Origin of the sequence: Bacillus cereus group sp. RP32, assembly GCF_040459735.1 — a bacterium.
Classification (GTDB): Bacteria; Bacillota; Bacilli; order Bacillales; family Bacillaceae_G; genus Bacillus_A; species Bacillus_A wiedmannii.
Genome location: NZ_JARVHO010000001.1, coordinates 446584 through 472094 on the forward strand (window position 1 = coordinate 446584; position 25511 = coordinate 472094).

The following is a 25511-nucleotide window of genomic DNA, read 5'->3' on the forward strand; positions in this document are numbered from 1 at the left end:
TACTCCATCTGGAACAAAGCTTTCTTCTTTCCTTTAGGAATTATAGCAGACGGAATGGGAGATAGAAAGAGATATTTTAAGGTGAAAAAAGAGAGACTGTAAATCTCTCTTTTTAATAATTTGGATATCATAGAAGTATAAATGAAAATTTCGCTTTAAACGTTTGTTTTGAAATGAGAAACGAGAACTTCAAGTTCTTGTACGGTCGTTTTCATTTCAGAAGCTTTTTTAGCAACGACACTCATTTTATTTACTTGGTCACCAGCTGAAGTTGCTGTTTGTGATGTTTCGGCGGCAACTTCATTTGAAATAGAAGCGATATTATTAAGTGAAGCGTTCATTTCTTCAGAACTTGCGGCCATTTCTTCAGCAGTTGCAGACATTTCTTGCATTTGTGTAGAGACTTTGTTAATGTGGTTAACAATTTCCGAGAATGAAGATCCAGCGGTACGAATGACTGTAATTCCTTCTGAGGCCTCTGACTGACCTTGTGTCATCATTTCATTTGCTATTTTTGTATCTGCTTGAATTTGATGAAGTAAATGGTTAATGTCAGTTGCTGCTAGCTGAGATTGTTCAGCAAGTTTTCGTACTTCATCGGCAACAACGGCGAATCCTTTTCCATGTTCGCCAGCACGAGCTGCTTCAATGGAAGCATTTAAAGCGAGTAAATTCGTTTGTTCCGCGATATTAGAAATGGATTGAAGTGCAGTATCAATATGATTTGTATGTGTAATGAGTCGCTCTACTACTTGTGATGTAGCGTTAACAGCTTCGTTAATGGTATGCATTTGTGTAATAGATTTCTCAATGACTTTATTCCCACTATCTGCTTTTTCTGAAGTTGTAACAGCTAGGCTAGCAACAGAAGAGGCAGATTCAGCAATACGCTGAACACTCGTTGTCATATCGTCCATTGCAGTTGAACTTTCTTCGATACTTGAAACTTGTGAACGAATATTATACTCAAGAGCATTCATAGTTTCTTCGGTTTTTGCTGTATTTTCCATAGAAGCAGTGGTTTCGATAAACACATTTTCAGATGCTTCTTTTACACTTGTTGATGTTTGTTGCACTTGTTTTATGATACGTTGTAAGTTAGCGAGCATTTGATTAAAGGAATTGGCGATATCACCAATTTCATCTTTACTCGTTACGTGTAATCTAGCAGTTAAATCGCCATCTTGAGAGGCTAATTCTTTTAATTTCTCATCAATTTGTCGTATCGGTTTAACGAGTTTACCAGAGAACCACCATGCTAATAAAATAGATGTTAACGTACATGTAATGAGAGAGAAGAAAATAATATATTGAATAAGAGATGAAGAAGACTCTACGTCAGCAATTAATGCGTCACGTTTATCATTTTCTTCATTTGCATATTTAGTAAAACGGCTTAAAAGATCGTTTACATAATCGGTTTGAGCTAAAGCGATTTTGGATGCTTCGTCCCATTTTCCTTCGCGAGCGAGAGGGAGGGCTTCATTATCTATGACGCTTCGCCATTTTGCTCCCATTAAAATCGCTTCTTTCATTCCTTCTGGGAGTTTTTTATCACTTGTTACTTTCTCTCTAGTATCAGCAAGTTTTTTTCCTTCTCGGTTGAATTTATCCAATCCTTTTTGATCATGTGACAGTAAATATTCTTGTAAACCGGCAACTTGTGCTTGGAACCAATCACCACGTTCTTTTAAAATTGTTGCTCGTTTTGATACATCATTTTTTAACGTTTCAATTTCGCTTGCTTGGTTCATAGCGAATGAAAGAATAACAATAAGAGCAATACTAAATAAAGAAGAAATGCTTAAGAGTGTGAACAGTAGTTTTTTGCGAATACTAACATATTTCATCGTTACCCCTGCCTTTAAAAACTATTTATTATGATTTATAAATATTAAGAACGACATTAATAAAAACATCATTATGAAGTTATTAATCTGTTCAATGAAAATTATAGCAGATAATGGAAGATGGCAGATTAATATGAGTAAATGTTCTTAAAATGTATACATTTGTATATCAAAAAGTTCATAAATAAAAATTAGAAATGCTATTGTAATTTGAAATAACATCATGTATACTTCTAATTGGTTGATAACGATTATCAGTATCAACTGTAACATTACTCTTCGTTATGTTGGTCATACCCCTTTTTGACGACGTAAGTCAGAGACGAAATGTTGAAATATCTTGTGTCCTATTCTACAGAATTATGGTAATCTCCAACCTCAACTTATATGCGTGAGCATGCAAAAAGGATCCTATCCGTGAAGGGATCCTTTTTTGCATGCTGTCGCAATTAATGTATATAAACCAGGCACACGATCTTCAATTTCTTCCGGTGCAGTAGGAGGGAAGACCCACCTTTGATGAGACCCCTGTTCTTCAACTAGTTTTTCAATTTTAAAATGTTCTTCCGCAAGTGTTGTAATAATTTCTCCTAGCGTCCAGCGACGGATGGTTGTTTTAGGTAATGATTCTTTCTGCGCTTCTGTAAGAAGGATGCTATAAGCAACATCATCTTCAATCAATTCTTCATCGAAATAATTTCCATTGGCCCGAAATGATGGGTGGTCTACTCCTAATAATTTCGTGTAAACAGGATGATAGTCACGAAGGATAAGCGTTCCATCTCCTTTAAGCAAGGTAGCAATTTTTTGAAAGAGCGGTTTTAAATCTAGAAAGTAATGGAGTACACCAAGTTCCAGTAATACGATATCAAATGATTCGGAGAGCTGCACATTTAGTACATCAGAAACGACATACTGGATAGAGACACCTGCTGCTTCCGCAAGTTCATTTGCATATTTTGCATTACTTGCCGAAATATCAACAACTGTTACGTCAGCTCCTAAAAGAGCGAGAGCAACGGCTTTATTGCCTTTTGAACCGAGTAAATTAATAATATGTTTTCCTTTTGGAGATTGTATGTAAGGTAAATAGTGATCTACCTCGCGCACGGGATCTTTCATAAGCTTTTTCGCATAATCGGCCGGTGCCCCGTGGCGATCCGTCCAAGCTTCATAAGCAGCTGCATTCCAGCTTTTTTCATTACGTGCGCTTAGTTGTTTTTGATTCAATCGTATCACTCCTTTTGTGAACGTATAGTTATTCTATGAGAGGATAGGATTTCCTCTTCTTTCTGAATAAAAGTTTGATTTTTCTGTGATTAAGTCGTAAAATACGTGTTATCCCGCATTAACGGGCAGTAAGACCCCAACCTCAAAATTCAGCGAAAGCACAGAAGTTAGGTGGGGGACAACTGCCCGTAAAAGCCCGATTGGTGAGGGCTGATAATCAGTGGGGGATGAACAAAACCCCCACTGATTAAAGTTTCACTTTATATAAAAAGCGTTGAAAAGGAAAAGTAGAATGAAATCATTCTGTCCAGAGAGCTTCGGTAGCTGAGAAGAAGCAAGAATATTCATTTGAACAATGGCCTTTGAGCTTCGTCCTGAACTTATCAAATGATAATAGTAGGCGGCGACGAGAGTTGGTACTCGTTATCAAAACCACAGTATAAGAGCATATAGCTCCGTACTTGTTAAGGCTAATTATGTGAGTAATTGGCGAAATAAGGTGGTACCGCGACTGTTTATACAGCCCCGCCCTTATCTTTTTTAAGATAAGGGTGGGGCTTTTTTATATTTAAAAGGAGGAATGTAAGATGAGTATTTTTATTGGAGGCGCTTGGCCGTATGCAAATGGTTCTTTACATCTTGGGCATATTGCGAGTTTGTTACCTGGAGATATTTTAGCGCGTTATTACCGGGCAAAAGGTGAGAATGTGTTGTATGTTTCAGGAAGTGATTGTAATGGAACACCGATTGCAATTAGGGCAAAACAAGAAGGGGTGACGGCGAAGGAAATTGCTGATAAGTATCATGAAGAATTCCAGCGATGTTTTCATAAACTTGGTTTTACGTATGATTGCTATACACGTACAGATAGTGAGCACCATCATGAAACGGTTCAAAATGTCTTTTTACGTTTATTAGAAGAAGGCTATATTTATAAAAAAACAGTGGAACAAGCGTATTGTGAAACGTGTACGCAGTTTTTACCTGATCGTTATGTAGAAGGCATTTGCCCACATTGCCATGAAGCAGCAAGAGGAGATCAATGCGATGCGTGTTCAGCTATTTTAGATCCACTCGATTTGTTAGAAAAGAAATGTAAGTTATGTGGTAGTACGCCATCCGTGCAGGAAACAGAGCATTTCTATTTTGCATTGCATACATTTCAGGAACAAATTAAAAGGGCTGTAGAAACTGCAAAACAAGAAGGAACATGGCGTGACAATGCGATTCAACTAACAGAGAGATATGTAAAGGAAGGATTACTAGATAGGGCTGTGTCACGTGATTTACCAATTGGGGTACCAATTCCAGTAGAAGGGTATGAAGATAAAAAAATTTACGTATGGATTGAAGCAGTGACAGGATATTATTCAGCGAGTAAACATTGGGCTGAAGAAACAGGGAAAGATGATCAAGAGTTTTGGGGTAGAGAAGCGAAAACATATTATGTGCACGGAAAGGATAATATTCCGTTTCATTCCATCATTTGGCCAGCGGTATTACTTGGAATAGGAGAAGGAGCAATTCCTCGTCATATCGTTTCAAATGAATATTTAACAGTTGAAAAAAGAAAGTTATCTACAAGTAAAAACTGGGCAGTATGGGTGCCGAACATATTAGAACGCTACAATCCAGATTCTATTCGTTACTTTTTAACAGTCAATGCACCAGAAAATCGTGATACTGATTTTTCATGGCGTGAATTCATTTACAGTCATAATAGTGAATTGTTAGGTGCATACGGAAACTTTGTGAACCGGACATTAAAGTTTATTGAAAAGTATTATGATGGCATTGTGCCGAATGGAATTATTAATGAAGAGCTGAAAGAGAAGGTAGAAGGATTATATATAAATGTAGGAGAATCAATTGAGCAAACTAAATTTAAAGTGGCGTTAGAAACAATATTTGATGCAGTACGTTTTGCAAATAAATACTTTGATGAGAGGCAGCCTTGGAAACAAAGGGAAGATGATCCAGTTTCATGCGAAAAAACGATTTATAACTGTGTGTATCTTATCGCTAATTTTGCAAATCTCCTTGAACCGTTTTTACCATTCTCAAGTGAAAGAGTTAGAAATACATTATCGATTGTGAACCGAAATTGGGAGCCTCAAAATACGTTGCCGAATAGAATTGATAGTGTGCAGCCACTATTTGAACGAATTGATGTAAAACAAATTGAGCATGAAATAGAAAAGCTATATGGAGCGGTAAAGTGAGATAGAGAAAAAGAAAAAGACCTTTCAAATCAATGAAAGGTCTTTTGTTACGCAGTAGGATTCTCTTTCTTATCCTTTAAGAAGAAAAGCACAGCAAGGATCACGAGAATAATAGCTGCAATATCATATGTTATTTTGAAAGTAGTATTAAAGTTTAAGTACTCTACTAAAGGGGTTTTGACTGCTCCAGCATATATGCAAATGGGAATGATGAGCACATCGTAAAATTTCTTTTCTTTCATATATCTTATTAGGAAGAAGATACACATAATGGCAAAAAAAGCTACGCTTAAAATAGTCATTTATACATCCAAATAGATTTCAAATTATACCATATTGTAACTGTGTTTACATTTATATGCAATTTTCTATTTTCATGCACTATGCACGCTTCTATGCTTCTTTGCTTTCCTAGCGGTAAGCAGCTGAGGAGTAAAAATTCCAAGTAGTATAAAGAGTATCCCAATCCACTGCATGAAGGTTACGACTTCATGTACAAGTGTAATAGAAGCGATAATGGCCGTTGGTAATTCAGCTGCTCCTAGTATTGTACTAAGTCCTGTTCCTACTTTCGGTACACCAATTGAAAAACAAATGACAGGTACGACAACGCCGAACAATCCGAGGAAGAAAGCGTATTTCCAAAGACCAGCTTGCAGGGCACCATCCGTTAAAAAGGTTGGCGGGAAGAATAGGCATACGATAAGAGTAGCGCTTGTTGTCATAAGAAAGCTTTTCGTATAAGGCGGAACTTCTGTAGCAACACGCCCACTTGCAAAAACATAGAATGAAAAAGAGACAGCGGCTAATAAACCAAAGATAATACCTTTCGTGGAAAAGTTTTGTCCGAGACCTTCAAAGACACCGCCTGCAAACAATGTTCCAGTAAATAAAATAATGATAGATATAACTTTCTCACGGCTTGGTAATGTTCGATTAGCAATTGCTTCTATAACTACACCAATCCATGTGAACTGGAAGAGTAGGACAACAGCGATAGATGCTGGTAGTTCTTCCACAGAAATAGCGTAGAAGATACCAGTCATACTCATTGTTGTGCCAACTGTTAGTAAGGAAAAGAATTGCTTTTTTGTTACTTTATGACGTGAAACGAAAAGAACGAGCAGAAGAAGCCCAATCCATCCGAAGACATATTGTCCTCCTAATAGTTGATGTGCTGAAAATCCATCAATGAATCCGAGTTTGAAAATCGTTGAAAGTACGCCGTAGCTACAAGCTCCGAATAAAACAAGTAATGAATACTTAAATTTCTCCATGAAAATCCTCCTTTTAAATAATAAAAAACGCCCGCTATCCAAATAAGGACAACGGGCGAACGAAACAGAGTAAGACACTCTACAAAATTCCGCCACTCATACGAAGTATGAATTTGGGGTATGAAATTGTAGTAGGTTTTTACATTGCTTTTGGAAATACAATGGAGCATTTTACACCTTGAGGTGTGTTTTGTATCCCATAAGGAAACTGATGTTTATCTAATATTTGTTTTACAATATATAGCCCAAGACCACTACCTTGTACTAAGCCATGTTTGTCAGGGTTAGCGCGATAGAATGGTTCAAATAAATGGGCAAGTTTGTCTTCATCTATTTGTGAACCTGTATTTAATACTTCTAATGCGTAACCGTTTGGCTTTTCATAAAGCTTTATATATACGTGCTGATGGTCAATTGTATAATGAATTGCATTTGAAATAATGTTAAAAATAGCAGTTTGAATAAATTTAGGATCAGCTAAAACCTGTACATCTTGTTTAATGTTAGATTGAACATTTAACTGCTTTACAGATACGAAATAATCTACTTTCTTCATAACGTCCTCAATAATATTAGTTAATGAGATAACTTTTAAATCAGGTTTAAATTGAGGGTTTTGTATTTTGGATAATTCCGACATTTTTTCCGTTAATATGTTAATGTCTTGCATCATTTCATAGGAACGTTTTAAATATTTATCTCTATCTTTATAAGCTCCAATTCCGTGAATCATGCCATCGAGTTGTCCCATAACGGCTGCGATTGGTGTTTTTAATTCATGGGAAACCATAGACATAAATTCTTTACGAGATTGTTCTAATTGTTGTTCCTTTTTGAGTTCATTTCTTAAATCTTGATTGCTTGCATGTAAATTCTTCACTATGTTTGGGACCTGTGAAGCAGCTACTTGTAAATTAAAATCTGTTTGATCTGTATTTTTGTTAAGTAGCTTTTTATCTGAGAAATCAAGATTCATAATATCTTTTAAAGCATCACTCATATATTGAAAAGGTTTAACAATTAGTTTTGCATAAATTAAAGATCCGAGCAGAGATAATGCAAGCATTGTCGCGCCTATATGTGGAGCTAATTGCTGCAGTGCATCTGTTAATTTTGGATTATCTTGTGCATCATTTGTTTTACTTGCTGCATTTTGTTTATGTAAGGCATCATTAGTAGCAACTTGTTTTTCCATTTCTGTAAGTGGAGTAGAAGTGCTATTTTTTTTCGCAATATTTTGAGTATGTTCTTTTGCTTTTGCAGTTTGGCTAGGCTGCAAAAGGTGATTTATGGCTGTAGAGAGTGCTTTATAATCTATAATAGAAGATTGAAAATTAGAAATCATCCCCTCTGAAACAGCCTTACTTTGATTCATTTTACTTTGGTCGTTTTGTTTGTCTGAATCCGCTTGTTCTGTTGTCAGCGCTCCATTTTCTTTCGCAAAACGTTCTTTATCGTAGTTTGAAGCTAGGAAGTAAATAATTTGATAAAGACAAAGTGATAAAAGAATACAAAATAATAAGGTTTTGATGAAAATATTTTTGGTGATGTTGTCTGTACTACGATTCGATTTTGTAGCCAATGCCTTTCACCGTTTTAATATAAGGAATTCCTAATTTTTTTCTTAAGTTCTTAATATGTGTATCTATAACTCTTACATCACCATAATGTTCATAGCCCCATACCTTATTCAACAAATCACTTCTTGATAATACTTTTCCCCGATTTTGCAGTAAAGTATATAAAATTTCAAATTCTTTTGTTGTCAATTCAATTTGATTACCATGAACATAAGCGGCATAGGCTGTAGAATTTAACATCAATTCATGGAATTGTAGTATAGTTGCAGCTTCTGCTTCCTTCGTTGCTGCCCTTCTTAATACAGCCTCTACACGTTTAATAAATACGGTGTAATGGAACGGTTTCGTAATATAGTCATCAATACCTAACTCAAATCCTTTAATTTCACTTTCTTCATTATGTAAGCCTGTTAACATAATGATCGGTACATCAGATTGTCCTCGCATAATTTTACAAATACTATAGCCATCTATATCTGGTAACATCACATCAAGGAGGACAAGATCGTATGAATTTTTTTGGAAAAGAAGAATACCTTCTGTTCCAGCACCAACGACATCAACAGTAAAGTTTTGTGCCATTAGAAATTCACGAATCAGTTCTTGTATATCTGGGTTGTCTTCAATCACCAGTATATGCGTCATAGTAACACCTCCTAAATAACGCTTTTTACTGCAATATTCGAATTCATCATTTTTTGGATAACTCAAATTGTTTATACATATAATAAGCCCCCGCTATAAAGTCATCATGAAAGTAGCAAGGGGAATGGTTTAGAGAAACTGAATATTTCAGAATTACATTAGTTCTATTATAGTATGTATTGTAAAATTTATAAAATATTATAACTGTATAATTTTAATATCCATGTTTATCAATGTTTTGATATTGCTTAACGAAACCTATTCTTATTATATATGTAAATACAGTTGTTTTGCTACTGTAAATGAATAAATAAAATAAGCCAAGATATAAAATTCTTGGCTACACATAAATCTTGTTTTTAGGTTATTTTACAGTGACGGTAGCTTGCTGCTGAATACGCTCAAATAACCAGTGTATATCATTGTTATACATACGAATACAACCAAGTGTTGTCCATTTGCCGATTGCTTGATTATTGTTAGTACCATGAATCGCATAAGTTGTTCCGTAAGTTCCTGCCATGTTTAGTCCGAGCCAACGGTCACCAAGTGGATTACGTGGATCGCCGCCTTTAATTTTTCCTGTATAGTAAGGACGGTTTTTAATTTTATTAACGATTTGAAAAGTACCTTTAGGCGTAGGTGTGGCTGCTTTTCCAGTAGCGACAGTAAAACTCTTTATAAATTGTCCGTTTTGATAATAATCCATTTTATTTAACTGCGTATTCACGATAAGCTGATCGTTTGTTGTAGCTGCCTCAGCATTTGTGAATGGAATAGTTAAAAATCCTAATGATAATAGTGCGCTTAATAATAGTTTTTTCATTATATTCTCCTTTTTACTATTTTAATAGTCTTACATACAATGAATTTGCAATCCTCGTAATACTTTATTTACATTTTCATCTAATGTTTCAAAGAACGTAGTAATCTTTGGATTTTGTTTGTTGTTTTTATCAATAAGTAATCTTTCATTTAGTAAAAGTTCACCATGTAGTCCAAAACTTTGAACTTGAATATTTAGCTCATCTTCAGTTTCAGAAATAATTGGTAAGAAGTAGTGGAAAGCTTTCGTTGGAATGATGTAACTTTTACCAATCATGCTTTCTTGATTTGAATTAATCCATTTTTTCGTAACAATCTTAATGTTCTTTTTTGAAACGATAAAAGACAGTGTTGTAGATTTTGTTAAACTTACGTCAAATTCACTTGTTTCACATATGTGTAAATTAAAAACGGTTTCATTTTGATGAGATTCAACATTTGTATTAATAAAATCATGCATTTTATAAGCTTCCATTTCTTATTCACCCTTTTTTCAATTTCGAAAAACTACTTATATTTATTCAATTTAATGCTTAGTCATATATTAGTTAAATTTTTCAACAAATTCCGATATAATCTTACAATACGTATATGAAGCTAATATGAAGTTAGTATGAGTTTGTGGTGGTTTTTTATTGAGAACAAAATAAGGTGACTTTAAGTGTTAAAAACTGGATAAAAAATGCATATTAATGCCCTTGTGTCGTCTGATATATAGTTGTTAGCTTATTTTAAAACGATAATGGATAGCAGCAAATAATGAACAGAAAACTTTAGTGTGAGCCTTACAAAAATGTAATAAAAATGTAAGCTATTGTGATAGTTATTTCGACAATTTTTTTATACAATAATAGTAAGAAGTTGTACGTGATTGAAAGGAGAGATGACATGGAATGGGTTCATGAATTATTTCAGCAGTACGGGTACTATGTTGTACTTGTTGGTTTGCTGTTAGAATATATTGCACTTCCGTTTCCGGGAGAGCCAACGTTAGCATATGCGGGATTTTTAGCACAGAAGGGCGATTTAAGTTTACCGATTTTAATTATCCTATCCTTTATTGGGACAAGTGTAGGAATGACAATTCAATACTTTTTAGGAAATAAATTAGGTATGCCCTTTATTCAAAAGTATGGGAAATACGTATTTTTAACACAAAGAAAAATCGACTTAACAAGAATGTGGTTTGATAAGTATGGATACTTCCTAATTTTTATCGGCTTCTTTATTCCTGGTGTACGTCATTTTACAGGATATTTTGCAGGAATTATTAACTTACCATTCCGTCGTTTTGCAATTACAATTTACTCAGGTGCTCTATTTTGGGTATCATTCTTCTTAATCGGTGGTTACTGGTTAGGTGGCAACTTACATGATATTTTTGGAGTGCTAGAAGATCATATCGGTAAAATCATTGTTGGAGTTATCGTTATCATAGCAATTACGTTAGGTGTTCGTTTCCGCAAACAGTTAAAACGAGTATTGTTACAAAACGCAAGTTAATATGGAATCCATTCTATGTCAGAATTTAGGAAGGCAGTGCAGACGCACTGCCTTTTTTATTTTAATAAGTTTTTGTTTGTTTATCAGTTTAAAGTTCCATAGATTATCATTGTCAATTATTAACGTCAAAATGACAATTATAATTGACAAAAATAAGGATATTATTTACAATTTTATTTAAATAAATGAAAAAGAGGGAAGACATGAAGCTTCAAAATCGAGTGAGGGAATTGCGGGCAAAGCATCGTTTATCACAAGGGGATTTAGGGAAAGCGATTGGATCATCGCGGCAAACGATTAGTTTAATTGAGCGCGGGGATTATGCACCATCTATTGTATTGTCATTAAAAATCGCACAAATTTTCAATGTACCGGTGGAGGAAGTATTTACGTTAGTAGAGGGGGAAGAGGACGATGAAGAGTAAGCAAAAAAAACAATTTGATTTTGTGGGGAAAATGGCATTAAGTATGATGGGTGGTTTTTTAACATCTTATATAGCTTTAGATTTACTCTCGGATGAACCGAGAAAATTATCATCTAATCTATTTATAGGTATATGCACCATTTTTGGAATCTTAATGATGTACTACACTTGGAAGAATACACGTATGTTAGCGGAGGCACGCGATGAAGAAGAGAGTGTACAAGGTAGAAAATTAGGGATTATAAGTATATATTTACGTGTAGGTGATATAGTTACGCAAGCATGGTTTGTATATGCAGTTATTGCATGTAGACGTGCATTGTTGCAGGATACAAATGCTTCATTTGCAGTGTGGAATTTAGTAGCTTCTATTGTCTGTTTGACTATTGTAGTGGTTATCGGGCTCATAACAAAAAATCGTTATAACAAGCTATATCCTGAACAAGGTGTAACATATATGGAATCTATGAAAATGTGGACGAAAAACGCAGATGAAGGATTAAAGTACATTGTGCATGAGGCTGGATATAAAGCATATGAATTTACGAATACAATATTGGCATATGTATGGTGGGCTGCCGTTATTTATACAGCGGCTAGTGATATCGATTTTGTATTGATTGGTTTAATCTCATTTATTTGGATATTGCATCTCGGAAAATTCATGTACGAAATGCAGAGAAAAATGATTTATTAAGGGGAGAAAAAGGTGGATATTTTAAGAAGGCCAGCTGGTTCTATGACAGCGGCGTTAGTTCTGTCCATTTTATACGTAGTAATTCGAACTGAGAAATTAGAAGTAATGTTGGATATCTGGATATTAGTTGGGATTTTTTTATTAGTGCTAGCTATTCATGAGCTAGGACATGTAGTACTTGGTTTAATAGGTGGTTTGAATTTTAAATTTATGACAGTAGGGCCGATTACTTTTCAAAAAGAGAAGGGGAAAGTACGCATTCGAGAAAATAAATTGTGGATGTACTTTGGAGGCGTCGTAATGTTAGTGCCACCTACTATAGAGACGCCGAACCTTTCAAAAAAATGGGCATGGATGACTTTAGGTGGACCAATGATAAGTTTATTATTTGGTATTACTTTTGGTTACATATACATGGTGAGTTATTATCAATATCTTTTATATTTTGCTGTGTTACACTTTACAATTTTTGCAGCTACAATCGTACCGATAAAAGGAACGTTTTTGAGTGATGGTATGCAATTTCTCATTTTAATTAAAGATGATAAAAAGGCGAAGCAGCATTTATATAATATTCAAGTATCAAGTGAGTTATTTAGTTATAAGAGGCCGAAAGATTGGGATAAGAGATTAATAGAACTTAGTGAGGAAAAATTAAAAGAGGATAAAAGCATAAGAGATATAATGAGCGGACTTATGCTCGTTTTTCTTGCTCGTTCGGATCAAAAGGGAATGGAAAAAGCGATACCGTATGTAGAACAAGTTGCCCAACTTTCTGTCACGAAAGAAAATAAATATTTCGTTAGTAGTTTTCATAGTTGGTATCTTTTATATAAAGCTCTATATCAGATGGATAGTCTTTCTCTGCAAGAAGCGAAGGAACATGGGAAGGCCATTACAAAAGTGGACTTACATGGGTATTATCGCACACAAGGAATTGTTAAATATTTAGAGGGCGATATGGAAGCGTCCCACACTTATATGAGGAAAGCAGACAAAGAATTAAAGAGTGCCGAGAAGAGTGAAATAGGATATTTACAATTAGAGAGAGAATGGTTTGAGCAGTTGAAAGAGAGGGTATCTTACGATGGGTGAGGTATCCTCTTTTTTCTATGTCGTCTTATGCCGTTCCATAAAAAGTCTGAGGCGAGTAAAATAAGGTAAGCAGAGCAAAGCTTGGAGGAATTCTAGATGGAAATTTTAACGATTATTTTAATAGTCTTGCTCATTTATGCGGTTTTTAAAGTAGCATATGTAGCATTAAAGATACTCGCAATCCTATTAGTTATCTTTTTAATCGTAGAGTTCGGCAGTAAGTTGCTTGGGGGATAGGGTATGTTGTGCGTTTTGAGTGTCGAAGGGTGTCGGTAAGTCGATAACCTGTGTCGAAACGTCGATATAATGAAAAAATCGTTGATATAAGTGGAGAAATCGATATATTTGAAAAATCGTTGATATATTCCGGTAAGTACCGGATGGGGTATGTAGAAAAGAAGTTGCCGTGAGGGTAGCTTCTTTTTATTTTGGTGAGGGGGTATAGAGTCTGAATAGGTTGCTGAAAATTGTCGGTAAGTCGATATCCCGTGTCGAATCGTCGATATAATGAAAAAATCGCTGATATAGGTGGGGAAATCGCCGATATATTTGGAGAATCGCTGATATATTTCAGTAAATACCAATAGGGGTATGAAAACCAATAGGGGTATGAAAACCAATCTAAAAAAGCTGGAAGAATATCTTCCAGCTTACGAGTTACTTTCAATTTGGCGACCGTTCTCTTCTTCATTGTCTTGTAAAAGGTTGAATACGTCTGCTAGGCAGAATGCAATGAACCAAGTCCATAGACCGTGGAAGAAAGCTGAGCTTAATTGAAGTGGTAATGTATAGTTAGTCATTGAGTAGGAAATACATCCGCCAACGATTCCGATCATTGTTAATAACATTGTTTTTTGCGCATTTTCTTCTGGATTGAAGAGGAAGAAAATGTATCCACCTAAAATTGAAGCGCTTACAAGCGTTTCGATTCCATTAAAAATGATATTCTCTCCAAGCTGAGTGTTTGTCCAGAAGCAGATTGTTCCGCCGATAATAGCAAACAGGACAGCTATTGTATATCTTATATATTGATTCATATGTTCATCTCCTTATGTAATAAGATGATTTGGAAGTCAAAAAGGTAGGTATAGTATATTGAAGTGAATTTTAGTTGTACGTATCTTTTTATAAAAAGATCATGGAAGAATAACTAAGATGATCGGTTTTTTAAACCGTTACGTGTATGGTGTCTGAAATATACCTGACTGCTCGTTTCTTTTTGCTTGTAAAAATAAGAGAAACTTCCAAGTCTATATACTCTTTTTTTGTGAGTCTGCTTTCATTATAACACATTTAGGGCCACAATAATAGAATTATCTGATTTTGTAATAAGTGTAAAAAATAAAAATCGCAAGGAAATACCACTAACAATGCAGTTTAGTGGAAGAAGGATTTTAATTTATTATGATGAAATATGTAATCAAGGTGAGGTCTAAGAAGGAGGATTAAATACTATAAAAAATGTTTTGTAGCATGAATGTAAGGGAGGAGAGCTAACTTGGAGATCACAACAGAAAGATTAATAATTAGACCTTTTAAGAGTACGGATTTACAGGATGTATTTGCTATTTATAATAATGATGATACATGTAAGTTCCTATTACATAATAAGTGGACTTATGAAGACATGCAGAAAAAATTTAATAAGAAGCTAGCAAATAATGTACTTACTAAAGAATCAAGATTAAGTTTGGCAGTTATATACAAGACTAAAGTAATTGGTGATTTATCCGTATGGTACACAAATATGAAAGACACTGTTGAGATTGGTTATAGTTTTTCAAATGAAGTAGCTGGGAGAGGTTTGGCAACAGAAGCAGTAAATAGTTTGGTATTTAAATTATTTAATGAATTTAATGTACATCGTATACAAGCTAATCTTGATGCACGTAATACAGCTTCAAAAAAATTGTGTGAACGAATAGGCATGAGAAAGGAAGCCCATTTCATACAAGATTTTTGGAATAAAAATGAATGGACAGATAGTATCGTATATGGAATGCTATCCTCCGATTTGTAGTAATAAACTTCGTGATTTTATTATGCTAAAGGGTGCGTTAGTTGAATAACAAAGGGCATAACATATTATATATGACTAATATGTTATGCCCTTTAATGTAGTAACCCTTTTTATATGCGTTTGAAACGGCCGACAATTTCAACTGTTTCAGTAATGTTCATGAATGCTTTGTTATCCACTTGACGGATAATACGTTTCATTTCGCCTAACTCATAGCGAGTCACGACAGTGTAAATCATTTTTTTCTTATGGTTTGTATAGCCGCCGACAGCATCTACCATTGTCACCCCGCGTATGCCGTGATGCAATAGTGCGCTTTTTATTTCCTCGCCTTTTTCTGTAACTGTCATTATCGTTAATTTAATATGTTTCGTATGCACAGCATCGATAACTTTGCTGACTACAAACCGGCTAATTAACGTATAAAGCGTAATATCCCATCCGAAAATAAATCCTGCTGCAACAAGTAAGATTAAGTTGAATCCAAAGATGATTGCTCCAATTGAAATATCTCGATGTTTCGCTACAATCAATCCAACAACATCAAAGCCACCTGTTGAAGAAGCAAATCGGAATATGATTCCGGAAGCTGCTCCGCAGATTACACCACCGAATACAGAAGACAGTAAAATATCGTCTGAAACTTGGTGTACAGGGATAATATTCATCGCTAACGATGATATAGCTACAAAGTACGCTGTTAAAAAGGTTGTCTTCTTGCCTAAGTAAAAGTGACTTAAAATAAGAAGAGGAATGTTTAGTAAAAAGATAAGTGCACCGATATTGTAGTGCATTAAATAACCGATAATCATCCCTACACCAGCGAAGCCACCGCTAATCATGTTATGCGGGATAAAGAACATATTCATAGAAATTGCATACAAAATAGAGGCTACGAAAATAACAACCAACTGTATGATAAATTCTAAGTGAAATGTTTTAGCTGCTGGGAAGGATAAAAAGGCGGTGTCGGGAACGTAATCGGCGTCTCCTAGTTGACCCATAGTATGTTTCATCTCCATATTCATTTTTGATTACAAGAAGAGAATAAAGGTTTTTTCAAAAACTGGCAATAGTTTTATTATAATGCGAAAATTTTATAAATTTCTAACAAATTAAACCTATACAAGGATACGTGTGAATATACTAAAGAAAGCGAATACATTAGTTTTTTAGCATAGTTTTCTTGAGAAAATATGCAAAATACTTTTTTGACGATAAAAGGAAATAGAGAATGTTTGTTGAATGTGCTAAAATGACCTTATTAAGGATGTGAAGCGATGGAATTTTTATTGCAGGATGCAATTCTATATATATCGTTTGTAACGACAGCGCTTTGTTTATTAGAAGTTTTCTTCCTTGCTAATGTTTCTCGCTTTGTGCGTCAGCAAGCATCAAGTGGTAGACAAAGAGCCTTTAAACTAGTTAATACGTGTGAAGAGGGTACTGGTAATGTAACGCTTTTCTCTATTTTTTATAAATATGGAATGATTCGTTCTGTGCGCAGACAAGAATCCAGTGAAGAGAATGACGAGGTCGGTCCGTATACACCAATGTTTCGCTAAATAATTACGAAACATTGGAGGAATGAACATGTTAAAATCATACCGAGCTGTGCTCGTTAGTTTATCATTATTACTTGTTTTTGTTTTATCTGGTTGCAGTAATGCAGCCCCAATTGATGCACATAGTACGGGAATTTGGGATCATTATTTCGTATATCCAATCTCGTTTATGATTCAATTTGTTGCTCATCACATACCAGGAGCTAGCTTCGGGATTGCTATCATTATTATGACGCTCGTTATTCGTTCAGCCATGATTCCATTAGCTGTTTCACAATATCGTAGTCAAGCGAAAATGAAGAAAATGCAACCTGAACTGCAGAAGCTGAAACAAAAATACGGTGATGTGGGTAAAGATCTTGAAAAACAAAAGCAGTATCAAAAGGAAATGTCGGAACTAATGAAATCAGGCGGTTGGAATCCACTAGCTGGTTGCTGGCCACTATTAATACAAATGCCGATTTTCTCTGCTTTGTATTATGCGATTAGCCGAACAGAAGAGATCCGTACATCGTCATTTTTATGGGTGAACTTAGGACATGCAGATCCTTATCATATATTACCGATTATCGCAGCGTTAACGACATTTATTCAGATGAAAGTTTTCCAATCTAATATTACACCTGGAGAACAAGTACAGATGCTGAAAGTGCAGCAAATTATGATGCCAGCAATGATTCTATTTATGGGATTTGCGGCGCCATCAGGACTTGTGTTGTACTGGATAACGGGTAATTTATTTACAATGACACAAACAATTGTATTAAGAAGAATAATGGAACGTGAAGAATTACTTTTACAAAAAGCTTAGAAAAACGCCGCTCGGGATGAGCGGCGTTTTTTTGTTAAGTCGTTAAGGAAATGTTAAGAAACCAACATTACTATAGGAATTGTATACGAAAGTGTACATGCTTTAGAACTATGAAGGAGGAAATTTCCTATGAAGAAGAAAACAGTTGGGTATTTAGCGATTGCAGGTGCTTTATCGTTCGGAATCATTGGAGGAGTCGGTATTCCGGCATTCGCGGCAACGAATACTCCAGCAGCTGAGCAAGCGACAAAAACGGCGAAAAAAGATTTAGATGATGCTACAAAACAAAAAGTAAAAACGATTATGGACGATACAAAGAAACAGTTAGAGGAGCTAGGTGTAAAGCTTCCAGAGAAAGAAAAACGCAAAGATATGTTTGCGGGATTAGATGATCAAACGAAAGAAAAAGCGAAATCAATTTTAGAGCAAGAAAAGTCTGGTAAATTAACACGTGAACAAGCAAAAGAAGAATTAACAAAACTAGGCGTGAAGTTCCCAGAGAAGGGTAAGCATGGAGACATGTTTGCTAACTTAGACGAAGCAACAAAAGAAAAAGCAAAATCAATTTTAGAGCAAGAGAAATCCGGCAAATTAACACGTGAACAAGCAAAAGAGGAATTAACAAAACTAGGCGTGAAGTTCCCAGAGAAGGGTAAGCATGGAGACATGTTTGCTAACTTAGACGAAGCAACAAAAGAAAAAGCAAAATCAATTTTAGAGCAAGAGAAATCCGGCAAATTAACACGTAAACAAGCAAAAGAGGAATTAACGAAGTTAGGCGTGAAAATGCCAGAGAAGGGTAAGCATAAAGACATACTTGCTAACTTAGACGAAGCAACAAAAGAAAAAGCAAAGTCTATTTTTGAACAGGAAAAGTCCGGGAAATTAACACATAAGCAAGCAAAAGAAGAATTAACAAAACTAGGTGTGGAACTTCCAGAGAAAGAGAAGCATGAAGACATCTTTGCGGGATTAGATGAGGCAACGAAAGAAAAAGCGAAATCGATTTTAGAAAATGAGAAGAAACAATTAGAGGCGTTGAATGTGGATCTTCCACATCACAAACTTTTTATGAAAAAAGATGAGAAATAGTTGAGTGAAGTCGTATCTTTCGTGTGGGCAACCGAAAGGTACGTGAGAGGACCGATTTCTGTAAGCAGAAATCGGTCCTTTTTAATGATTCAATAAAATTCTTTTCATTGTTAGTATGTATCCAAAGAAGCAGTAGAAGATTGCAAAACCGATAAACACTTCCGTGTATTGATATTTACCTAATACGTAGAAGGAAACAGCTGGTATAATAGCTACCGCTAAAATGCTATAACCAGGATACTTGTGCCTATACATGATAGCGAATAGAACAGAAAGAAACGTAGCGATGATACAAAAAACAGCAATCATTATTCGTGCACCTCCTATATAGATTATACCATTTTTAGGGAATTAGAGAAGTGTCGTAACTTCTGTTATAATATAAGAAGAGAAACATTTCTTATGTTATATAAAAAAATATATTGATTTTTTCTAACAATTCAATATAATGAACAATAACTACAAAATTCGACATCAAGAAGTGATGATGAGGACATGATCAATTTTTTACGATTCTCAGAGAGGGAAGCCTTTGGCTGTGAGCTTCCTAATACGGAAAAATGGATTACCACCTCTGAACTGCAGCAGTGAACGGATACCTAGTAATTGCTTGCCGGCAAAAACCGTTATTTAGACTTGAGAAATTGGTGAAGTATGTTACTTTACGAATTGAAACAAGGGTGGAACCACGAATATAACACTCGTCCCTTTTTTAGGGAGGAGTGTTTTTTTATTTCATTTTTGCATCACAATAGAATTGGAAGGAGGATACACAGCATGCATCATGATGAGAAGAACAAAATTGGTTTAACAGTAGCACTTTCTATCGTAGTAGGAACGATTATTGGATCTGGTGTGTTTATGAAACCAGGGAGCGTATTAGATTACTCAGGGAGTTCTAATATGGCGATTCTTGCTTGGGTAATTGGTGGACTATTGACGCTAGCCAGTGGTTTAACAGTAGCCGAAATTGGAGCGCAAATCCCGAAAAATGGTGGGTTGTATACGTATTTAGAGGAGATTTACGGAAGTTTTTGGGGATATTTATCAGGCTGGATGCAAACAATTGTTTATGGACCAGCTATTATTGGAACATTAGGCTTGTATTTTAGTTCTTTAATGATTAATTTTTTCTATTTAGATAAAGTATGGAATTTACCAATTGCTATTGGAACAGTTGTGTTCCTTGGCGTTGTAAATAGTATGGGAACAAAATATGGAGGTATCGTCCAAACGGTTACGACAATTGGGAAGATGATTCCGATCGTATTAATTGTTGTGCTAGGTTTTTGGAAAGGGAATAGCGATATCTTTAATGTAGTTGTGCCGATATCAGAAAATCAAAGTATCGGTATGGCAATTTTAGCAACATTATTTGCTTATGACGGCTGGATTCTACTTGCTTCGATTGGCGGAGAAATGAAGAATCCAACAAAGTTATTACCGAAAGCGATGACAGTTGGGATTTTAATTGTAACGGCTGCTTACGTACTAATTAACTTGGCATTATTAAATGTGTTACCAGCAGCTAAAATCGTAGGTCTTGGAGAAAATGCAACAGCAACAGCTGCGGGCATGTTACTTGGAGAATATGGCGGAAAAATTATTAGTATTGGTATTATCGTTTCTATTTTCGGTTGTTTAAATGGAAAGATTTTAACGTTCCCACGTATTCCGATGTCGATGGCAGAGCGTGGACACCTTCCGTTTGCTAAGTTTATCGCGAAGGAAAGTCCAAGATTTAAAACACCAGCAAATGCGATTACTGTTGAAATCATTTTAGGAATTATTTTAATGGTTATTAGTGATCCGAATAAGCTATCTGAGATTTCCGTATTCATTATTTATATTTTCTATGTAATGACGTTTATTGGTGTCTTCATTTTAAGAAAACGTAACAAGAATAAAGAGCGTGCATACAGTGTACCGTTATTCCCGATTGTACCAATCGTTGCGATTTTAGGATCATTGTTTGTACTTGGAAGTGCGATTATTAATGATCCGGTAAGTTGTTTCTTATCAATTGGAATTGTCTTTACTGGACTACCGGTATATTGGTATTTAAATAAGAAGAACAAAACTAGTGTTTAATAATTAGAAGGCAGGCGTATGATACGCCTGTTTTTTTATTGTAAAAAAATTGTACTTGTGTTCAATTTCTTTTTTGGTTACTATAGTCGTAGTAACCAAAAAAAGAAAGCGTGGGGAAAGACTTGAATTTTCGTGTGTATATTTTAGCTATCGCGGCTTTCGTAGTCGGAACGGTTGAGCTAATTATAGGAGGAACGCTCGATCTAGTTGCCAATGATTTAGGAGTATCTATTAGTGCAGCTGGTCAGCTTATAACAATATTTTCAGTAGTATTTGCTTTATCAGGTCCGGTTTTATTAGCGGTAACTGGAAAATTTGAAAGAAAAAGATTATACATTGGGGCATTATCAATTTTCTTAATCGGAAATATTATTTCAGCATTTAGTGTGAATTACGGGATGTTAATGTTCTCAAGGGTTGTTTGTGCAGCGAGTGGTTCGCTTATTATTGCACTATCAGTAACACTTGCTTCTAGCGTTGTAGAACCGCATTTTCGTGCGCGTGCAATTGGAATCATTTTCATGGGGATTAGTGGGTCGCTCGTACTTGGAGTACCACTTGGACTTGTACTCGGAAATGCATATGGATGGCGTGCACCATTTGTATTAATTTCGGTATTAACAGTTATAGCAATCGCTTGTATTTCATTATTCTTAACGAAAGTACCACCGACATCAGTACTATCGATAAGAGAACAAATTGCTACGTTAAAAGATAAGAAAATCGTAAGTGCACAGTTAACATCATTTTTATTTTTAACGGGTCATTTAACATTATATGCATATTTAACACCTTTCTTAAAAGATGTGATGCATGTTGAAGCGGATTGGATTAGTGTATTTTACTTTATTTTCGGAATTGCAGCGGTACTTGGAGGCGGCCTTGGGGGCTTGCTTGCTGATAAATGGGGATCGAAGAAAAGTATTATCTCAATTATTATCGTATTTGCATGTGCAATCTTCATATTACCAATGATGACCTTCTCATTCCCACTGTTCATTATTATGATGGGACTTTGGAGTATGCTGAGCTGGGCTATTTCGCCAGCGCAACAAAATTACTTAATTGAAATTGCACCAGAATCGGCTGGTATTCAGCAAAGTTTAAATAACTCTGCGCTTCACTTAGGAATTGCGCTCGGTTCAACAGTAGGCGGAGTTGTTATTGAGAAATCATCTGTTATATATAACGCTTGGGTAGGCGGTGTTTTCATTATATTGGCACTGCTTTGTGCAATTTTCTCTATTACGAGAGGACGTTCGAATCAGCTTACGAAAGAAGAATCTATCATTTGATAGGTTCTTTTTTATTTGTAAAATTTTGCAGGTTTTAGTAGATGTATGGAGAAAGTTGTATGTAGCGAGGTGATGGGAAAATGATGTTTAATTTCTCGATATTCGGTATAATACTTGCACTATTACCGATAGTTGTAGTTATTTTTGTATTAGGATGGATTCGTGTCATCTATCAAAATTCAGAGAAACAAGTGGAGCAAAATGAGAAAATTATTGAGCTGTTGACGGAGATAAAGGAACAGAACGAAAAGGAGTCTAGGTGAAGAACTAGACTCCTTTTTTATCATGCAATTAATAACGCAACTTCCTCAACAAACTTTTAATTTCCTCATCTTGCATGAAGAGATCCAGATGCTTTTCTGTAATTTTTGCAAGTGCAACGTCGTGATAGAAAAATTCTGTAAAGAACTTTACGAAAGGTTGTGACATTGTTTTCATCGCTTGCCATGACTCTTGCTCTACACCAGCAAATAAAATTTCGCGGTCGTCAACGATGAGTAGCAAGTAGCGCTCTAATGCGTTAGGTTCTTCTGTTGGGATTAAAAAATGCATGTTTTCTAAGTCTGTTTCTACCTTTCCAACTATAAGGGACTCGAGTTTGACTCCTTGTTTTTCTTTTTCTTCTAGTAAAGGAAGGTATTCTAAAAGAGTATCATTCCAAGCTGAAATACGAATCGATTCTTTTGCACTTTCGATGAGTTCTTTACTTTGAACTCGAATAGAAGATTGCATTTTTAAGCTCCACACACGGTCATCTGTAAATGATTTTTTTGATATATTCGTTTCCAATTCTTTAATATTTGATTGGAATTCTGTCGTTAATTTTTCAATTGCTAGCTTGAGTGGTAATGCTGTATACAGCTTTTTCTTTTCTGACACAGAATCCATTACCATCCCTTTATCGATCAGGCGTGCTAGCACTTCATATATTTTTGCTTTTGGAACACCAGAGTGCTTCACAATCGTTGTAGCATCTAATGGTTCGTTGCTCGATACGACAACTTCATAAGCTTGGCTTTCATATTGTGAGAAACCGAATTTTTGTAACATAGTTCCCTCCGAACGAATGAGATTATATAGTTTAAGGATAATGAACTATTTGTTTTTGCACAAGTGGTAGTAGGTTGTCTACTCAAATTGAGATGAGAATTAATTTCAATTTTTTAATTTTATCCATTATACTTAATATAGTGATTAATATGATTACAATACAACGAGAAGGGGATGCTTGGGGGAAGATGTTGAGAAGTTTACGTTTAAAAATTGCGGTAGTATTTTCGGTGCTTATTTCTATGATGTTTGTAATATTAGGTACAGCAATGTATCAATTACAGAAAGAGAAGGAAGTGCGCTCCTTAGACCAGTATTCTCAAAATACGATGGATCTTGTGACAGAGCAACTTACGACATTTGTTCAAAGAACGGATGAAGATATGGGATATTATGCGAACAGTGAGATGGTTCGTAATATACTTCAAGACGGAGTTACTCCAGAAGAAGAAGCATTTTTGACGAAAGAGTTTTCGGAGTACAAAAAGAATCATCCTGGTATTTTAGACTTATATATTGGTACGAAAGATAAAAAAACATTAAGTGCCAATCTTGCTGAAGGTGGACAAGTGCCAGAAGGATATGATCCAACGACAAGACAATGGTATAAAGACTCAGAAGCTGATGTGAAAAAGGTTCACCGGGGACAACCTATGTATGAAATTGCAACAGGTAAGTTAAGCGTGGGAGTTTCTAAAGCAATTACAGCTCAAGATGGATCTGTGTTAGGTGTTGTTGCGATGGATGTATCGCTCGGAACAATTCAGAAGTTACTTCATAATATTCAATACAATAACGGCGGAGAAATGTTTATTATAAATGATAAAAATATGGCTCTTGTTTACCCAGAGAAAGTAGGGAAAGATGTTTCGAAAGAGCCACTTGTGAAGAGTTTAAATAAAGAGGTAACAAAATATGCTGTCACTACATTAAAAGGTGAAGATGTAGTTGTTTATAGCCAGTCATTTGATTTGATGAAATGGAAAATAGGAATTTTTTATCCGAAAGAAACGATTGATGGGCTATTAAATAGTACGAGGAATACAGTCCTTATAATGGCTTGTATTAGCTTATTAGTTGGAATCGCAGCTTCATACTTGTTCTCAAGAAGATTAGCAAGACCGCTGCAACTATTAACGAATCACGTTCAAAAAGTAGCAGAAGGTGATTTAACGTTGCAAATGAAAGTGACAAGTAAGGATGAAGTTGGAGAGCTGACGAATCACTTTAATCATATGGTTGAGCAAATGAATGAAATGGTAAGTAAAATTAAAAATAGTGTATCAACAGTGCAACAATCAACGAATAATCTACATTATTTAACGAATGAAACTGTAGCAGCTAGTAGAGAAGTATCAGGTGCAATGGATGATGTGAGCGGAGGAGCGTCCACTCTTGCTAATAGTGTAGATGAAGTTTCAGAGCAACTCGAGAATATGGCGCAGTCAGTGGAACAAATGAATAATTCGGTTGGTGAAATAAAAGGTGTGGCTGGCAAAGCTGAAGAGGCATCTAAGCAAGGATTAAATACGATGCGTAATTTAGTTCGTACAAGGGGCCAATCATCTTCGATTGTTGTTCATACAGAGGAAGCATCCGGAAAGTTAGAGCAAAGAGTTGGATCGATTCAAAATGTTGTAGAGCTTATAAAAGGTATTTCGGATCAAACGAATTTACTTGCTTTAAATGCTTCGATTGAGGCGGCGCGTGCAGGGGAACAAGGTAAAGGCTTTGCTGTTGTTGCCGAAGAAGTTCGAAAGTTAGCGGAACAATCGAAAGAGGCGACAGGAGAAATCGCAACGATGATTGGCGATGTACAAGTAGAGGTAAAACGAGTTGTAGAGGTTGTAAGTAAATTAAAAGATATTGCAGATATACAAAATAAAGTTACGACAGAGGCAGAAACGGAATTCCGCACAATTATGTCAGTTGTAAATACAATTAGTACTTCAGTCGAACAAATTGTAGAAGAGGTACATAACATCGGTTACGAGCAAGGAGAAATTACAACGGTAATGCATACAATTGCTAGTACAAGTCAAGAAAGCGCAGCTGTTTCGGAAGAAGTAAATGCTGCAACTGAATCTCAAGTGAGTCATCTAGAAAAGGTAGCTCATACGATGGAAAGTTTGACGGAGCATATGAGAGACTTAGAAAGATTGGTTGAGCAGTTTAAAATAGAGGAATAACAAATTAGTAAAATGATGAGTATTTCGGTAAAATAGACAATGGATATAT

Annotated in this window: 25 protein-coding genes, 1 pseudogene and 2 other annotated features; of the genes and pseudogenes, 14 read left to right on the plus strand and 12 right to left on the minus strand. The window is 35.4% G+C overall.

Features of this window, described 5'->3' with window-relative positions:
• Positions 1–155 precede the first annotated feature (155 nt).
• Together QCI46_RS02110 and QCI46_RS02115 are read right to left on the minus strand one after the other, a co-directional pair.
• On the minus strand, positions 156–1850 hold the full coding sequence (locus tag QCI46_RS02110; RefSeq protein ID WP_353839493.1) for a methyl-accepting chemotaxis protein: 1695 nt from the start codon (positions 1848–1850) through the stop codon (positions 156–158).
• Between the two features lie 411 nt (positions 1851–2261).
• Positions 2262–3080: a class I SAM-dependent methyltransferase gene (locus QCI46_RS02115; RefSeq protein WP_353839494.1), complete on the minus strand. Its 819-nt coding sequence runs from the start codon at positions 3078–3080 to the stop codon at positions 2262–2264.
• Positions 3081–3345: 265 nt separating this feature from the next.
• Positions 3346–3616: a binding site (T-box leader), on the plus strand.
• A 51-nt stretch (positions 3617–3667) separates the two neighbouring features.
• On the opposite strand from QCI46_RS02115, the gene metG reads away from it, so the two are divergent.
• Positions 3668–5302 carry a methionine--tRNA ligase gene (gene metG / locus QCI46_RS02120; RefSeq protein WP_353839495.1) on the plus strand — a complete coding sequence of 545 codons (1635 nt, stop codon included), beginning with the start codon at positions 3668–3670 and terminating at the stop codon, positions 5300–5302.
• Positions 5303–5349: 47 nt separating this feature from the next.
• Here the strand turns inward: metG and QCI46_RS02125 are convergent, their stop codons facing one another.
• The 6 genes from QCI46_RS02125 to QCI46_RS02150 all read right to left on the minus strand — a co-directional run bounded on the left by QCI46_RS02125 (position 5350) and on the right by QCI46_RS02150 (position 10104).
• Positions 5350–5604 (minus strand): hypothetical protein, encoded by a 255-nt coding sequence (locus QCI46_RS02125; RefSeq protein WP_000154152.1) that lies wholly within the window; start codon positions 5602–5604, stop codon positions 5350–5352.
• Between the two features lie 72 nt (positions 5605–5676).
• Complete coding sequence (locus QCI46_RS02130; RefSeq protein ID WP_353839496.1) at positions 5677–6579, minus strand: EamA family transporter; 903 nt, start codon at positions 6577–6579, stop codon at positions 5677–5679.
• A gap of 139 nt (positions 6580–6718) precedes the next feature.
• Complete coding sequence (locus QCI46_RS02135) at positions 6719–8161, minus strand: sensor histidine kinase (protein ID WP_353839497.1); 1443 nt, start codon at positions 8159–8161, stop codon at positions 6719–6721.
• Complete coding sequence (locus QCI46_RS02140; protein WP_000148835.1) at positions 8139–8804, minus strand: response regulator transcription factor; 666 nt, start codon at positions 8802–8804, stop codon at positions 8139–8141. The genes QCI46_RS02135 and QCI46_RS02140 overlap by 23 nt, the downstream gene beginning before the upstream one ends.
• 364 nt (positions 8805–9168) lie before the next feature.
• Positions 9169–9630, minus strand: coding sequence for a L,D-transpeptidase (locus tag QCI46_RS02145; protein WP_000735054.1), 462 nt, complete (start codon positions 9628–9630; stop codon positions 9169–9171).
• A 30-nt stretch (positions 9631–9660) separates the two neighbouring features.
• A complete protein-coding gene (locus QCI46_RS02150; protein WP_000388758.1) occupies positions 9661–10104 on the minus strand; it encodes a DUF3978 family protein in 444 nt (147 codons plus the stop codon).
• Between the two features lie 413 nt (positions 10105–10517).
• On the opposite strand from QCI46_RS02150, the gene QCI46_RS02155 reads away from it, so the two are divergent.
• The 5 genes from QCI46_RS02155 to QCI46_RS02175 all read left to right on the plus strand — a co-directional run bounded on the left by QCI46_RS02155 (position 10518) and on the right by QCI46_RS02175 (position 13586).
• Positions 10518–11132, plus strand: coding sequence for a DedA family protein (locus QCI46_RS02155; protein WP_353839498.1), 615 nt, complete (start codon positions 10518–10520; stop codon positions 11130–11132).
• Positions 11133–11335: 203 nt separating this feature from the next.
• Complete coding sequence (locus QCI46_RS02160; protein ID WP_353839499.1) at positions 11336–11557, plus strand: helix-turn-helix transcriptional regulator; 222 nt, start codon at positions 11336–11338, stop codon at positions 11555–11557.
• The gene (locus QCI46_RS02165) at positions 11547–12254 is read left to right on the plus strand and encodes a DUF3169 family protein (RefSeq protein WP_353839500.1); all 708 of its coding nucleotides are present in this window, start codon (positions 11547–11549) and stop codon (positions 12252–12254) included. Before QCI46_RS02160 ends, QCI46_RS02165 begins: the two co-directional genes overlap by 11 nt.
• A 42-nt stretch (positions 12255–12296) precedes the next feature.
• Entirely contained in the window at positions 12297–13349 is a 1053-nt protein-coding gene (locus tag QCI46_RS02170; protein WP_353841822.1) for a M50 family metallopeptidase, read from the plus strand.
• A gap of 96 nt (positions 13350–13445) precedes the next feature.
• A complete protein-coding gene (locus QCI46_RS02175; RefSeq protein ID WP_000404783.1) occupies positions 13446–13586 on the plus strand; it encodes a DUF3985 family protein in 141 nt (46 codons plus the stop codon).
• A 413-nt stretch (positions 13587–13999) separates the two neighbouring features.
• Here QCI46_RS02175 and QCI46_RS02180 read toward each other — a convergent pair whose 3' ends face one another.
• Positions 14000–14386, minus strand: coding sequence for a DUF3938 domain-containing protein (locus tag QCI46_RS02180; RefSeq protein ID WP_001077770.1), 387 nt, complete (start codon positions 14384–14386; stop codon positions 14000–14002).
• Between the two features lie 461 nt (positions 14387–14847).
• Between QCI46_RS02180 and QCI46_RS02185 the strand changes: the two genes are divergently transcribed.
• Entirely contained in the window at positions 14848–15369 is a 522-nt protein-coding gene (locus tag QCI46_RS02185) for a GNAT family N-acetyltransferase (protein WP_353839501.1), read from the plus strand.
• A 110-nt stretch (positions 15370–15479) separates the two neighbouring features.
• Here QCI46_RS02185 and QCI46_RS02190 read toward each other — a convergent pair whose 3' ends face one another.
• The gene (locus QCI46_RS02190; RefSeq protein WP_000530033.1) at positions 15480–16373 is read right to left on the minus strand and encodes a YitT family protein; all 894 of its coding nucleotides are present in this window, start codon (positions 16371–16373) and stop codon (positions 15480–15482) included.
• Positions 16374–16649: 276 nt separating this feature from the next.
• Between QCI46_RS02190 and QCI46_RS02195 the strand changes: the two genes are divergently transcribed.
• The 3 genes from QCI46_RS02195 (at position 16650) to QCI46_RS02205 (ending at position 18837) form a co-directional block, all read left to right on the plus strand.
• Positions 16650–16934 (plus strand): hypothetical protein, encoded by a 285-nt coding sequence (locus tag QCI46_RS02195; protein WP_000394932.1) that lies wholly within the window; start codon positions 16650–16652, stop codon positions 16932–16934.
• A gap of 28 nt (positions 16935–16962) precedes the next feature.
• Complete coding sequence (gene yidC / locus QCI46_RS02200; RefSeq protein WP_353839502.1) at positions 16963–17745, plus strand: membrane protein insertase YidC; 783 nt, start codon at positions 16963–16965, stop codon at positions 17743–17745.
• A gap of 129 nt (positions 17746–17874) precedes the next feature.
• Positions 17875–18837, plus strand: coding sequence for a hypothetical protein (locus QCI46_RS02205; protein WP_353839503.1), 963 nt, complete (start codon positions 17875–17877; stop codon positions 18835–18837).
• A gap of 81 nt (positions 18838–18918) precedes the next feature.
• Here the strand turns inward: QCI46_RS02205 and QCI46_RS02210 are convergent, their stop codons facing one another.
• Positions 18919–19146 carry a hypothetical protein gene (locus QCI46_RS02210; protein ID WP_048563513.1) on the minus strand — a complete coding sequence of 76 codons (228 nt, stop codon included), beginning with the start codon at positions 19144–19146 and terminating at the stop codon, positions 18919–18921.
• Between the two features lie 166 nt (positions 19147–19312).
• Positions 19313–19549, plus strand: a binding site (T-box leader).
• A gap of 65 nt (positions 19550–19614) precedes the next feature.
• Here QCI46_RS02210 and QCI46_RS02215 point away from each other — a divergent pair.
• The 3 genes and pseudogenes from QCI46_RS02215 (at position 19615) to QCI46_RS02225 (ending at position 22486) form a co-directional block, all read left to right on the plus strand.
• Positions 19615–20928, plus strand: a complete 1314-nt coding sequence (locus tag QCI46_RS02215; protein WP_353839504.1) for an APC family permease — start codon at positions 19615–19617, stop codon at positions 20926–20928.
• Positions 20928–22223: pseudogene (locus tag QCI46_RS02220) on the plus strand (MFS transporter). Before QCI46_RS02215 ends, QCI46_RS02220 begins: the two are co-directional and overlap by 1 nt.
• 80 nt (positions 22224–22303) lie before the next feature.
• Positions 22304–22486 carry a hypothetical protein gene (locus tag QCI46_RS02225; RefSeq protein ID WP_353839505.1) on the plus strand — a complete coding sequence of 61 codons (183 nt, stop codon included), beginning with the start codon at positions 22304–22306 and terminating at the stop codon, positions 22484–22486.
• A gap of 28 nt (positions 22487–22514) precedes the next feature.
• On the opposite strand, the gene QCI46_RS02230 is transcribed toward QCI46_RS02225, so the two are convergent.
• Entirely contained in the window at positions 22515–23273 is a 759-nt protein-coding gene (locus tag QCI46_RS02230) for a TrmB family transcriptional regulator (RefSeq protein ID WP_353839506.1), read from the minus strand.
• 188 nt (positions 23274–23461) lie between these two features.
• Here QCI46_RS02230 and QCI46_RS02235 point away from each other — a divergent pair, with 188 nt between their 5' ends.
• Positions 23462–25462: a methyl-accepting chemotaxis protein gene (locus QCI46_RS02235; RefSeq protein ID WP_353839507.1), complete on the plus strand. Its 2001-nt coding sequence runs from the start codon at positions 23462–23464 to the stop codon at positions 25460–25462.
• Positions 25463–25511 lie beyond the last annotated feature (49 nt).